The following is a 13,186-nucleotide window of genomic DNA, read 5'->3' on the forward strand; positions in this document are numbered from 1 at the left end:
ATGACTCCACAGAAATTAGAGATTTTTTCAGGAAAATACTATATTTAGCGTAGCACTATAGTTTTTTATCCAGACATATAGCATTTTTGCCTCATAAGAGCTGCTTGTGGTACCCATTAAATATCTGAATTTTATGACTCCACAGAAATTAGAGATTTTTTCATGGTAAATACTATATTTAGCGTGGCACTATAGTTTTTTCTACAGACATATAGCGTTTTGACCTAATATGAGCTGCTTGTGGTACCCATTAAATATCTGAATTTTATGACTCCACAGAAATTAGAGATTTTTTCATGGTAAATACTATATTTAGCGTGGCACTATAGTTTTTCATACAGACATATAGCGTTTTGACCTAATATGACTCCAGAGCGGACTGTTATAGCAGTCGAAGGAAAGAGCGCGGACGTATCAAAATATGGCGTTGCTGAATTGAAGTATGAATGCGCGATTGTTTGGTTCTGGTCAAGCCCCCGCTGGTCCCCCAATGCGTGGGCAGGGCTGTTTCAAAGTCTCGTAAGTCAAGGATAAGCGAGAGAATGAGAGTAATGGGGATATGGAAATCGCGAAATTTGTCAAATTTTGCTAAAACTTGCGGATTTTTGTCAGTTTTGGAATATCGTTAAACTCTGACTAAATTAGGTCAAATGACAATAAGAAGGTTAATTAACCTTCAAGGATAATTGATAAATTGAGACGAAATTCTGCTTATTTTACCAAAATCTCCCTTTTATACCCATCTATCTATCTCTTTCTCTGTTTTTCGCAAGAATGAAACAGCCCTGCCAATGCGTGGGGGACTTTTAGAGTTTTATTCCCCCCACGCATTGGGGGGCGAGGGGGGCTTGCATCATACCCAGAATCAGCAACGCCCAAAATATTAAAACTCAGACAACGCAAAATCTTTCCTTCTTCTTTCTGCTATAAGCTGAAAATCTGGAACGTCCTTATTTTTGAATGTGAAGCAGTACCAGATGTCCTACACTATCTGAAATAATCATTATTTCTACCAAGGAGCAACCATGCGACTATCTCAAATGTTATCAGTCACCCTCCGAGACGACCCCGCAGAAGCAGAAATTCCTAGCCACAAACTCCTCATCCGTGCTGGATATATTCGTCGCATCGGCAGTGGTCTCTACGCATATCTACCTCTAATGTTGCGGGTCCTCAATAAAGTCTCCAAAATAGTCCGTGAAGAAATGGATGCTACTGGTGCCCAAGAATGTCTCCTCCCTCAACTTCAACCCGCCGACCTGTGGCGAGAGTCTGGTCGTTGGGATACTTATACTCAGGCTGAGGGTATTATGTTTTCTCTAATTGACCGTCAAAATCGGGAATTAGGGTTAGGTCCAACTCACGAGGAGGTAATTACTACTATTGCTAAAGATATGATTCGCTCCTATCGCCAACTACCTCTACATCTCTATCAACTACAGACCAAATTCCGGGATGAAATTCGCCCCAGGTTTGGGTTAATGCGAGGCCGGGAATTTATTATGAAGGATGGGTATTCTTTCCATGCTGACCAAGAAAGTCTCAAAAAGACTTATCAGGATATGGATAAGGCTTATCGAAATATGTTACGTCGCAGTGGATTAGAATTTCGCGCCGTCGATGCTGACTCTGGAGCTATTGGTGGGTCTGGGTCTCAAGAATTTATGGTTTTGGCTGATGCTGGTGAGGATGAAATTCTCTATACCCAGGATGGTAAGTACGCAGCAAATTTAGAAAAGGCTGTTTCTATGCCACCTGATGCCGAAGCTTCACCTTTTGAGAGTTATGAAAAATTGGAAACTCCTGGCACGGAGACTATTGAAAAGCTGTGCAAGTTTCTGAAATGTTCTCCTACTAATATTGTGAAAAATGTTTTATACCAAGCAGTCTATGACAATGGAATGACTGTTTTGGTTTTGGTGAATATTCGGGGAGACCAAGATGTTAATGATGTGAAGTTGTTAAATGAGTTGACTAAGTTGGCTGGAAATTATGAAGCCAAAACAGTTTTGGCTTTGACTGTGCCAGATGTGGAGGCTCAAAAGAAATGGGCAGCTCAGTCTTTGCCTTTAGGTTATATTGCTCCAAATTTGTCTGATGATTATATTGCTTCTAGTAAAGAGGTAAGTTCTAAGTTCTTACGAATGGTAGACCAGACCGCTGTAGATTTGAAAAATTTCGCAACAGGTAGTAACGAATCTGGTTATCACGTTATGGGGGCAAATTGGGGCCAGGAATTTGAATTGCCAAAGTTGGTAGTAGATGTACGAAAAGCTCAAAAAGGCGATCGCTCTATCCATGACCCCAGTCAAACCCTAGAAACTGCTAGAGGTATTGAGGTAGGTCATATATTCCAGTTAGGGACGAAATATTCTGAAGCTATGGGGGCAACTTATACAAATGAACAGGGTGAAGAAGTGCCTTTAGTAATGGGATGTTATGGTGTGGGTGTGTCTCGTTTAGCTCAGTCAGCAGTGGAACAGTCTTATGATAAAGATGGGATTATTTGGCCTGTGGCGATCGCTCCTTATCATGTGGTTATTTGTATTCCTAATATTAAGGATGCTCAACAAATAGAAGTAGCAGAAAATCTCTATCAAGAATTAAATGAAGCTGGAATAGAGACTATTTTGGATGACCGAGATGAGCGAGCGGGTGTTAAATTCAAAGATGCAGATTTAATTGGAATTCCCTATCGAATAGTTACCGGGCGATCGCTCAAGTCTGGCAAAGTTGAATTTGTAGAAAGAGCTAATCATCAATCTCAGGAAATACCTGTGGCGGAGGTGTTATCTACTATTAAAGATTTGATTGATAAAGCATTAAAATGATTTTTTCTCTCTGGAAAAATTCAACTTTGATTTTTATCTCAACGTTGGTTTAAGACCCGCGCTCTGCATTCCGGAGGAAAAACCAATCAATAAGAGCGGTTTTACAGATAAGCATGTTAAAATGCAAGTGTTACTCAACCAAAAACCAAAGTTGAGAGTACTATCGCTTTTTAATCAAGTCGCCGACGGGCACCGGTCGATTATTTATCGGACGCGGAGGAAGCGTATTTACTGGCAAGCCAGCATTTTCCAGTGAGGTGTCAACCCGCCCTGAGTCATTTGTTCAGCTTAGTCTGCTTGAATGATGGATGGGAATCCCGCGCTCTCCCGTAGGTCAGCGTCGGGAGGATGTCAACTTGTTAACCATTGCTGTTTTTTTACCGAAAAGCGACGTTTAAGGCCCCCGTGTTTTAGCCGGGGGATGAAAACAAGGGAGTTGTTTAGACTAGACAACTTTAGTTGTTTTGTGCTGTTGTTTTTAACAAAAAGTAAGCAGAACGCTTAGGTTTTTGACTTGGCCGACTGTGTAGGGGCACTTTTACTTGTCCCCAAACAATATATCTTTGGTCAGCTAAGAATAGACGAAGTAACACGGATTTATCCTGTTGCATAGTATCTACTTAGAATCTCCGTGACTTGAGTCCGGGGAGTAGTCAATAATAAGTAAGTTTCAGCAATGGTTTTCAGCCATAGTTTTTCAGTGCAGTATGTTAGGGTTATTGCAAGGCTAACCTTTCTATAGCATTAGGTATCTCATCTACATTCTCAATAAGATGACAGAAAGGAATTTGTGATGTCCAAGTATCATAAAAAGCTGGTATTTTGTAATAAGAACCAGGTAACAATATATGAGGAATATTCAAAATCAAACATAAAATATGCACATGAAGACGGTTAGTAATAACCAAATTATAGTTTTGGAGTTGATAAATACCACTGTGCATATATCCCCAAGATTTGCGATGTAGATCGGGACGATGGATTTGATTAAACACAGATGAATTAGGATGTAACCATTGCCATCCTTGACGAGAAGCCCATTCTTGGGGAGTTTTCAATCCCTTTTGCCAACCTTCTCTAATAAGACTGACAAGACCAGGAATATAAATCCAACCTTTGGGAATTTTGCCCATCCAATTAAAAGATATCCAATCATCTACATCTAAATTCTCAACAGGGATATTTTTTGGTTTAAACTTTTTGTTCATCTCTGCATCTTTTCTACACAAATAAAGCGTTCGATTTGAACGAGAAAAATTGATATTTGTCTTAGGTAAATCAACCATTTGAAAAGCCATGTCAGGAGCTTTATAAACTTTACATTTGAAAAAAGCTTGCTGGGCAATAGCAAAACTCCTATCATCTCTCACAAAAATGGTTAAATCAGGATGTTCATTCAACACTTTAGCTGATTTTTCTAAAGCTTCTTCACTAGAGTAGTAAATAGTTTGAGGCAGAATAACAATTGCTCTATCTCTATATTGTTTGATAATTTTTTCCCGAAACTTTTGAAAAGCTGGCCAGATATCGCCAAAATTTCCACCACCATGTAATAAGATTGGTCCGTCCTTGGAGCAGGATAAAAATTCAATTTCAGAAAAATCATTTCCTCTTGCACATACATAGTCAATTTTAACTTTACGAACTTGAGTTAAGTAAAAAATATTACCTAACCAAATCATATGATCTCCAATGTTACGATCGTTGGGATAGTCAAGTAATGCACAATTATTAAAGTCTGGAATATTATTAAGTGCTTTGTGTAGATAGTTTTTGATATCTTGGGTAGTTTTCATTTAGGTATTATTAAGACTAATTTTTTTGGATATAGCAATCCTATTTTATTCGTGTCAAAATCTTGCCACTTTTTGGGATATAGATAATAGGCAATAAGTAATGGGTAAGAGTTTCGGAGTTTATTTCTAGTTTTTGAATTGTGACAACTTATTTAGGATTGCTATAGACTACCAATTGAAAATAATTTTAGAAAAATTTACGAACTTTTTTGATTACACTACTGACCTTACGATTAACCTTATTTAAAGTGCTGAGTTCTTTTAATGTTTGAGGTTTTTGACTTGGATCTTTCAAAAAACGGTAATCCAAAAAGGTATCTGCATATCGAATATTTACTGCTTCCCCTTGACATAAACGAGAGAAGTCAATGGAAGGATAATTCATATAATGAATGCGATGAATAGGCTTCAAACCTTGTTCGTTATACAGAACGCCATCTTTATAAATAAAAGGATCGGCATCAGCACAATTACCTGTGCGTTCTTGTCCATTCTCACTTTGGGTAAAATTAAAAAAACTGCAATTTTCTTTAATTGTCATAATGCTAAAAAGTGCTGATGTAGACCACCAACAGCGATCTCGAACACATTGAATAGCCCCATCGTTAATAAGAAAATTTTTGAGTCTAGCTAAAACTTCTCCATTAAAAAGCCCATATTTAGATCCGAAAAAACTGTCACAATGAAATTGAGGATAAATATCAGCCACGGGACAGTTTAATTTTTCCGCTAACTTTTCTGGTATCACCTCTGTTTTATCGCCCCGCTTGGAATGTTCCCAGTCATTAAATACGAGATCGGTCTGGTCTAGGCGTTCAAATACATCATCAATAGGTTTCATTGCCAAGCTATCAGCATCAAAAAAAACAAAACGTTCAAATTCTCCTTCAAAGGCGGCAAACTTACGATGAACAAAGCCTTTGTACCAACCTGGCCTCAGATGCTTAGGGTCTTTAGCTCTTGGATGTGCCTCCCAAACATCATTAATAAAATTATCCCATTGTTGAATTACTGATAAGTTACTGAATAAGGTAACGTTAGGACGGGACTGAATCTCCCATTTTACTTTACTTAGGTTGTCATTATAGGGAATTATGCAGACAGGTATATGAGTTCCAATATTTTTTTCTATACTGTTTAGCAGAGCGACCAGTTGATCGTAAACAGTATCATTAGCAAGGGTATAAATACCATAGAGCATGATTAATAATTCTCCAGCTTTTGAGCAAAAGCAGTATACTTAGGGTTTGCTGAAAAAGTCTTATGAGTGAGGGTAGGAGACAGGAGACAGGAGACAACCCACCCCTGCCCCTCCCAGGAGGGGAAGACAGGAGACATGGGAATTATAGAGGAGGTAGTCGGAAAAATTGTTCCTCAATTTTTCTGCCATAATCATCTCAAAATACTAGCTTTATGCAGCTCTTGCCACCGAAAAGCTGGTACTTTTTTAAACCCAAAAACGCACTTGCCAATATCAGTCAATACTTTGAGAATTAATCAGCAAGCCCTACTTAGTTTTTAGTACAAACAAACCTATTATAGCTACGCTTGACCATGATGTAAATCAGGAAGCTATAAATTAAATCATTGGTTCACTATGGCTAAACTATAATTAACAATAAATAAATAACACACGAATTTAACTTGGACAAAACTTTCTTGAGATTCTATGTGTAAATCAGTTCTAGTATTTATAAATCAGTTCTAATAGAAGTAACATAGTTAACCTAAGAGAAAGTTACAACTCAGCTCCTCACTGCCATTATGCCTAACTCTTAAGGAAAGTTCTCACAATGAAAGATCAAAATCAAACTAATAATTTATCTCTCGGTATCGTGGCCAGTGTTTGTGCATTGGCAGTGGCGGTAGGTGGTGGCATCGCCTTATGGACAAATTTACAATCAACCACCACAAAAACTTCTGATAATTCTCAGACCTTTACAACTCCCCCTACTTCAAGCTCACCTGATGACACTTTGCCTCCCCCACCTCCTGCTAAAGTTGAATCTCCAGACTCTGTTCCTTTGGATGTGCCTCAACCCAAAGCAGTTACAGAAAAAACTGTAGAACTTTATTGGGTCAAAAATGCTGCTGAAGAAATAGATTTAGTTTCTTCTAAAGTAAAACTAGAAACAGCAGATGAACCAGAAGCTATATTAAAAGCTGCTTTCGATCACTTGCTCGTAGGTCCAGCAAATACCGATGTCTTGAGTGCTATTCCCACAGGCACAAAAGTTCAAGCGCTTACTGTTGAAAATAATGGGGTCTACATCGACTTATCTGAAGAATTTACTTCTGGAGGTGGTAGTGCTTCGATGATAAGTCGCTTGGGACAAGTTATCTATACTGCCTCTAGTTTAGAACCAGATGTAAAAGTGTGGATTTTTGTCGGTGGTAAACCTTTAAAAATGCTTGGGGGTGAAGGTTTAGAAGTATCTCAGCCCATTACTCGCAATAATTTTCAGCAAGAATTCCAATTTTAGCTACATCGCCGAGAAGCCTCACGCCATATTTGAAAAATTGGCGACCAGATGAATCGGTGGTAAATCAATTGGATTCGATGTCTAATTGATTTACAATACTATTCTGGAGTTTTTCACCATTATTTAAAAATTTCTGTTATTCTAGCAAAAATCAAGCCTAAAACTTGGGCAATCAACTGGATGGGGACAATTTCTATTATTTAATTGTTAAAGCTGTTAGCGCAGCTCCGACCCAGGAGGCAAATGCTGGAGGTGAAGACTATAGTTGTGAATCCTCAAAAACAGAGCCAAAATTGTTCAAATTGTGGTGAGGGGGTCCCCAAAAAATTACCAGAAAGAACTCATTATTGTGCCAATTGCTGTGTTATTATTGACCACGATTTGTTTGCGGAGCATGACAAACGGAAATGCAGCAATAAATATTAAAAATAGGGGGGTAGGGCATTCCGTTTTTAAAGCACGCGCTTGTCCGACGGGGTACCGGGACTGAGAAACGAGAAGCCTACGCCATACCTTAAGGTTGGCGTGGGATTATGTCACATATCATATATCATTTCAGCGGCGGTTTTAAAGTAAACAGATAGTTCAAAGCAGCTCCTACCATAGTCAACTTTTTCAGTATTTACCGAAAAGCGACCTTGAAAGCCCCCGTGTTTTAAACGGGGGATGAAAACAAGGGAGTCGTTTAGACTAGACAACTTTAGTTGTCCTGTGCTACTATTCTTAACAAAAAGTAGGCAGAACGCGTAGGTATTAGCCTTAGCCGACTGTGTAGGGGCACTTTGACTTGTCCCCAAAGAATATATCTTTGGTCAGCTAAGAATAGACGAAGCAAAGCAACACGGATTTATCCTGTTGCGTAGTATCTACTTAGAATCCCCGTGACTTGAGTCCGGGAAGTAGTCAATCAGAATCACGATTTACACCTTCTAAAAATCTAGACAATCCTAGACACGCTCTCCATCGGTGACTAAAAGCGATTTTCCGACTCACCTGTCCATAAGTCTACTGGCAGAGAAGGTTAATGTTCCGCTCAAATACATTGAGTTTAGGATTCCCTCTGGGGCTTTCATCCTTATGAAAAGTCGAGTGCAAAACACTCCATAATCGTTGCTAAAATCCTCTGGTCTTAGCAGACGTATGTAATAATAACACAGATTAATGGCGTAAAAACATAGACATTTTGTAGATATAAGTCTTGGATAGTCTATATTTTTCAGCTCTAGCAAGCAACAGTATTAGGGGAAAAAGCAGGCAGACAAATGGCAACATATTCTGCTCCCTCAGCGCCAGGTGTACTGTATTTTACCCATTCTCCTTTGCGAGCTATTACTGCTTGGCCAGCATTAACTTCTAACTTACCGCCTTCATACTCAACACACAGTTTTCCCTTCAGTACCAAAGTAAATTCATCAAATTCTGGCCTTTGACCTGGTTCCATCCAGCCACTGGGAGAGTGCATTTGAGCAACACTAATAGCATCTGTTTGACTATTGACACGACCAATATACTCGTCAATTTGCTTAGGTTTGTTACCTGTAGGTTCAATCCGAGTTGGCTTTTCAATCAATTGTGGCATGATTTTTATACACTCTAGTTGGGGTTAACTAACATTAAAGGCTGATTATATTCTACGGGTTGCCCATTTTCGATTAAAATTTCTACTATTTGTCCAGATACCTCTGCTTCAATCTCATTCATAACTTTCATTGCTTCAATAATACAAACTGTTTGGCCAGAAGTAACTCGATCGCCCACTTCTACAAATGGTGGCTCATCAGGAGCAGGAGCGCGGTAAAAAGTGCCCACAACTGGAGATAAAATTTCTTCAAATTTGCTGGAGACCGTAGGAGGCGTTCCTAGAGTCATAGGAACAGTTTTGGTCGCTGTTGTGTCTAATGGGGCAGCAGCAGGAGAAACAAATTCGGAAGCGTCAGTCCGGTCGGAAGAAGGTAATGGGAGGCGATCGCTAAATGAAGTTCCTTTTCGTACTGTTAATTCTAAATCTCCACTTTTTAAAGTCAACTCCGAAATATTAGTTTGGTCTATTGCTGTTAGCAGTTCTCGCAGTTGATGTAAATCTAATTGCACTGTTTTTATATCCTCACTTAATCGCCGTTAAACTCAATTAATTTTGCATAAAAAGAAGAGTTTATTACTGTTTTAGTATAGATGTAGAAGCGTGAAATTAAAAGCTATATATTTTTTTGACTGACAGAAGTTAGCTTGATATTTAAGTTTTAGCAGAATTACTACTTATTAATAAAAAAATGTAGCAGTTTAGAGAAAAATACAGGAGAATTATTAGCTGCTAAGGATACTATAGCAATCAGGAATCAGATGCGAGAATTGAAGTGTTCCTTTAAAGCATAGAATATAGCAGTTATCTTAATTCTTATGTATTCGTTTCTTCCCTCCATACCTATTCCCTCCATACCTATTCCCTAGAACAAAAGTCTCCAATATCTCACAACTAAAATCATATTGCTATAAATTAGACTTATTAATAAAACCAAAATTAAAATAAATTATCCTTTTATATCTGTTATAGCAGTGGAAGGAAAGGGCGCGGGCAAATCGAGATATTAAAACTCAGACAAAGTAAGATTTTTCTTTCTTCATTCTTCCTTGTGCTATGTTGCTCTTTTAAGTAAATCTTAGAGTCTGCTAAAGGGGCCTTGTGCCACGATAATTCCGCACATTTATTAACCCCCGTAAACAGACCTCAGAATTACACAATCAATGCATAACTTACTTCCGCAATAAATCTAGTTTTCTGTTATTACTCTCTACCCAAATAAGAATCATTTCGAGTATCTATCTTAATCCGTTCTCCTTTAGATATAAATAAAGGAACCATAATTTGAGCACCTGTTTCGACAATAGCAGGTTTACTACCACCAGTAGCAGTATCTCCTTTAACACCAGGGTCAGTTTCTGTTACTTCTAAAGTAACTGAGTTGGGCAGTTCCACTTCTATTACTTGTTCGCCCCACTTAATAACATTAACCTCCATACCTTCACTTAGATACTTAACACGCTCGCCAATTTGCTCTGAACTTAAACTGGCCTCTTCAAAAGTTTCCATATCCATAAACACAAATTGGTCAACATCTTTATAGGTATGCTGCATAGCTCTCTTGTCCAAAGTAGCTTGAGGTACGGTTTCTCCAGCTCTAAATGTTCGTTCCACTACACTGCCAGTTTGTGCATTTTTGAGCTTTGTTCGGACAAAAGCAGAACCTTTACCTGGTTTAACGTGCAGAAATTCTACTACCCGCCAAACTGAACCATCCAATTCAATAGTCACACCGGGGCGAAAATCATTACTAGAAATCATATAACACCGTTATTGCGGTTTTTAATTATTCAGATTAGAACTTAACATTAGACATCGTACAATACTCTCTAGAAATATTTGAAGGAGTTTCTTCGTTAGGAGCAAAGATTCAGGAGTTGAAATAATGGTTGAATATTGTGGGAGATGAAAGAAATTTTTACCGAAAAATTGGGTTTAAAGCCTCGCCCTTGTAGGGCGACTTTTTATTTTTATGTTAAGTGAATTGAATATATGCTATAGTGTTATTAGTTGCCGGGGGGCACTCGGAAACTCTAAACGGACGTGGAGGGAAGCGTTAGACTACCGCCAAGGAAGCAGCACCCTGTGAAGTGTCAACCCGCCGAGGAGCTATGACTCAGTAGGAATCCCCGTGCCTTTAGGCCGGGGAGGATGTCAACACCTCATTCATCGTAAAATTTCGGTAAATGGGAAACCACCGTCTTTTAAGCGGTGGATGGAAACGACGGGCGCGGATTTTAATCCGTAGTCAAAAAATGTGTTATAATTAACCTTAAACTTAAAAAGTAGCCTCAATGGTCTTTTGGCCGGAGAGAGTAGTGGCAATTGACACCGTAAGCGTGGACTGCTGCTGTATACGTACTACGGTACGGTACTGGCAATGTGGTTGTTGCGAGCAATGTGAAAATCGAGGTTTTAACCCGATTTACAACTCCTAGTCACGAATCCACGCGGATTTATCCCGTGGAGTGTCAAAATCACCTATATTTTTGTCCCTAAAAATATTATCAAAATAATTGGGTTGCCCAACCCCTCCTTGATTAGCGAAACGTTTTTGGAAGGTTGCTCAAAATTCCTGTTAAGCACATACACAGAATTATTGAGGGATTGAAAAAGTCTTGTTAAGGAATAGGGGACTCACCCCTAACGTCTCCCAGGAGGGGAGATTAGAGTAGTTAGGAGGAACAGGGAATTATAGAACCCCTAACCGTATCTTTTAGCTCTCTCCACCAAATGAGGGAGTAGGGAGTAGGGACCCACCCCTAACCCCTCCCAGGAGGGGAAAAAGGGAGTAGAGGGAAATAATTGATGACACGCTCTACGATAATTGATTTTATTTTTGATGGTTGGAGATGTCTTTTGAGGATAAAGATATATGCTTAAGTTAAGTAATAAGAGCGATTGCTGACGCAAAGCTCCGAATGGCGCCTAAATTTTTAGAAATACCAAACAGGTTCTATAGAGGAAATAGTCGGATCTATTTGTCCCTTAATTTTTCTGCTTTTGTCTGCCCAAAATCCTAACTTTTTGAGCTTTTTACACTAAAAACCTGGCACTTTTTAAAGGCCCCAAAAATGCTAAAGCCTTTATCTGTCAATACTTTGAGATTTGATCGGCAAGCCGTATTTACACAAACAATACTATCTATATAGAGTAAGGGTTTTACCGAAAAATTGGGTTTAAAGCCTCGCCCTTCTAGGGCGACTTTTTAGTTTATTTTTGCCACAGGTTATGTTATCATATTGTTAGTTCAAAAGTCATTTTATGAAAGCAAGATTTAAGTACCGTATATATCCAACATTGGGACAAAAATACCGATTAGCAAGGCTATTTGGTTGTGTCCGTGTTGTCTGGAATGATAGTCTAGCTTGCTGTCAGGAAAAGTACAAATCTGGAGAGAAGAAACCTATTAACTCTGAGCTACAAAAACAGTTTATTACTCAAGCTAAAAAAACTGAATATAGAGAATGGTTATCAGAGGTTTCTGCTATACCACTGCAGCAATCTTTGAATGATTTAAACCAGGCTTATCAAAACTTTTTTAAATCAACTCAAGGTAAGAGAAAGGGCAGACCTGTTAAACCTCCTAAATTCAAAACTAGAAAGTCAAGACAGACTGCAAGGTTTACAAAAGGTGGATTTAAAGTTGGCCAGCATAAGGTGTATTTAGCCAAAATAGGAAAGCTGAAAATTGTCTGGTCAAGGGAACTACCAAATGTTCCATCATCAGTAACAATAATCAAAGATTCAGCTAACAGATATTTCTTAAGTTTTGTAGTAGAAATTTTGCCTGAAACCTTACCTAAAACTGATAATTCAGTAGGTATAGATTTAGGAATTAAAACTTTTGCTACTTTGAGTAATGGTCAAAAATTTGATGCACCAAAACCACTAAAGAAACGAATCAATAAATATCGAAAGTTAAGTAAATCATTATCTAAGAAAGCTAAAGGTACAAATCGTCATGAAAAAGCTAGACTAAAAATAGCTAAATTTTCCTACGGAATGCTACGCAAACATGCTAAACTGAAAGATACAAGAATAGATTTTCTACATAAATTATCTACTGAAATAATTCGTGAAAACCAAACAATTGTTTTAGAGGTATGACAATGTTTCAGGAATGGTTAAAAATCGGAAATTATCTAGAGCTATTTCTGATTTAGGTTGGAGGCAATTTAGGACATTTTTAGAAGGAAAAGCAGAAAAATACGGTCGTGATTTTAGGGTGATTAGCCGTTGGGAACCCACATCCCAAACTTGTTCTAGTTGTGGATTTAAGGGTGGAAGATTAGATTTATCAATTCGTGAGTGGGAATGTTTAAATTGCGGAAGTAAGCACGATAGAGACGAAAATGCAGCAAGAAATATATTAGTCGCGGGTGGGCAATCCGAGACATTAAACGGACATGGAGGCAAGCATGAGACTACTGCCAAAGTAGCAGCAGCCTGTGAGATGTCAACCCGCCGAGGAGCTACGGCTCGGTAGGAATCCCC

The 13,186-nt window shown here is 38.6% G+C and carries 11 protein-coding genes; 5 read left to right on the forward strand and 6 right to left on the reverse strand.

Annotation, left to right across the window (positions count from 1 at the left end; translation table 11 throughout):
- Window positions 1-1,025: 1,025 nt before the first annotated feature.
- Window positions 1,026-2,831, forward strand: coding sequence for a proline--tRNA ligase (gene proS / locus SAGCYANO_RS11525; protein ID WP_202220199.1), 1,806 nt, complete (start codon window positions 1,026-1,028; stop codon window positions 2,829-2,831).
- A gap of 455 nt (window positions 2,832-3,286) precedes the next feature.
- Here the strand turns inward: proS and SAGCYANO_RS11530 are convergent, their stop codons facing one another.
- From SAGCYANO_RS11530 to SAGCYANO_RS11540, 3 genes are all read right to left on the reverse strand, one after another.
- On the reverse strand, window positions 3,287-3,442 hold the full coding sequence (locus SAGCYANO_RS11530; protein WP_237396065.1) for a hypothetical protein: 156 nt from the start codon (window positions 3,440-3,442) through the stop codon (window positions 3,287-3,289).
- 105 nt (window positions 3,443-3,547) lie between these two features.
- On the reverse strand, window positions 3,548-4,627 hold the full coding sequence (locus SAGCYANO_RS11535; RefSeq protein ID WP_202220201.1) for a polysaccharide pyruvyl transferase family protein: 1,080 nt from the start codon (window positions 4,625-4,627) through the stop codon (window positions 3,548-3,550).
- Window positions 4,628-4,814: 187 nt separating this feature from the next.
- Entirely contained in the window at window positions 4,815-5,828 is a 1,014-nt protein-coding gene (locus tag SAGCYANO_RS11540) for an Npun_R2821/Npun_R2822 family protein (protein WP_202220202.1), read from the reverse strand.
- Window positions 5,829-6,420: 592 nt separating this feature from the next.
- Here SAGCYANO_RS11540 and SAGCYANO_RS11545 point away from each other — a divergent pair.
- Entirely contained in the window at window positions 6,421-7,110 is a 690-nt protein-coding gene (locus tag SAGCYANO_RS11545) for a GerMN domain-containing protein (protein ID WP_202220203.1), read from the forward strand.
- A 204-nt stretch (window positions 7,111-7,314) separates the two neighbouring features.
- A complete protein-coding gene (locus tag SAGCYANO_RS50210; RefSeq protein WP_375339913.1) occupies window positions 7,315-7,536 on the forward strand; it encodes a zinc ribbon domain-containing protein in 222 nt (73 codons plus the stop codon).
- A gap of 796 nt (window positions 7,537-8,332) precedes the next feature.
- Here the strand turns inward: SAGCYANO_RS50210 and SAGCYANO_RS11555 are convergent.
- From SAGCYANO_RS11555 to efp, 3 genes are all read right to left on the reverse strand, one after another.
- Window positions 8,333-8,689, reverse strand: a complete 357-nt coding sequence (locus SAGCYANO_RS11555) for a cupin domain-containing protein (RefSeq protein WP_202220205.1) — start codon at window positions 8,687-8,689, stop codon at window positions 8,333-8,335.
- Window positions 8,690-8,703: 14 nt separating this feature from the next.
- Entirely contained in the window at window positions 8,704-9,201 is a 498-nt protein-coding gene (accB, locus tag SAGCYANO_RS11560) for an acetyl-CoA carboxylase biotin carboxyl carrier protein (RefSeq protein ID WP_202220206.1), read from the reverse strand.
- Window positions 9,202-9,892: 691 nt separating this feature from the next.
- Complete coding sequence (gene efp, locus SAGCYANO_RS11565) at window positions 9,893-10,450, reverse strand: elongation factor P (RefSeq protein ID WP_202220207.1); 558 nt, start codon at window positions 10,448-10,450, stop codon at window positions 9,893-9,895.
- A 1,503-nt stretch (window positions 10,451-11,953) separates the two neighbouring features.
- On the opposite strand from efp, the gene SAGCYANO_RS11570 reads away from it, so the two are divergent.
- Window positions 11,954-12,799: an RNA-guided endonuclease TnpB family protein gene (locus tag SAGCYANO_RS11570; protein WP_307785868.1), complete on the forward strand. Its 846-nt coding sequence runs from the start codon at window positions 11,954-11,956 to the stop codon at window positions 12,797-12,799.
- A gap of 13 nt (window positions 12,800-12,812) precedes the next feature.
- A complete protein-coding gene (locus SAGCYANO_RS49185; RefSeq protein WP_307785869.1) occupies window positions 12,813-13,178 on the forward strand; it encodes an RNA-guided endonuclease TnpB family protein in 366 nt (121 codons plus the stop codon).
- Window positions 13,179-13,186 lie beyond the last annotated feature (8 nt).

The sequence above is a fragment of the Okeania sp. KiyG1 genome, from assembly GCF_014132355.1.
Classification (GTDB): domain Bacteria; phylum Cyanobacteriota; class Cyanobacteriia; order Cyanobacteriales; family Microcoleaceae; genus Okeania.

Bases quoted from the DNA above. Each gene is read 5' to 3' on its own strand.
- proS (WP_202220199.1), top strand. From the start codon at position 1,026: ATGCGACTATCTCAAATGTTATCAGTCACCCTCCGAGACGACCCCGCA.
- SAGCYANO_RS11530 (WP_237396065.1), bottom strand. From the start codon at position 3,442: ATGCAACAGGATAAATCCGTGTTACTTCGTCTATTCTTAGCTGACCAA.
- SAGCYANO_RS11535 (WP_202220201.1), bottom strand. From the start codon at position 4,627: ATGAAAACTACCCAAGATATCAAAAACTATCTACACAAAGCACTTAAT.
- SAGCYANO_RS11540 (WP_202220202.1), bottom strand. From the start codon at position 5,828: ATGCTCTATGGTATTTATACCCTTGCTAATGATACTGTTTACGATCAA.
- SAGCYANO_RS11545 (WP_202220203.1), top strand. From the start codon at position 6,421: ATGAAAGATCAAAATCAAACTAATAATTTATCTCTCGGTATCGTGGCC.
- SAGCYANO_RS11555 (WP_202220205.1), bottom strand. From the start codon at position 8,689: ATGCCACAATTGATTGAAAAGCCAACTCGGATTGAACCTACAGGTAAC.
- efp (WP_202220207.1), bottom strand. From the start codon at position 10,450: ATGATTTCTAGTAATGATTTTCGCCCCGGTGTGACTATTGAATTGGAT.
- SAGCYANO_RS11570 (WP_307785868.1), top strand. From the start codon at position 11,954: ATGAAAGCAAGATTTAAGTACCGTATATATCCAACATTGGGACAAAAA.
- SAGCYANO_RS49185 (WP_307785869.1), top strand. From the start codon at position 12,813: ATGGTTAAAAATCGGAAATTATCTAGAGCTATTTCTGATTTAGGTTGG.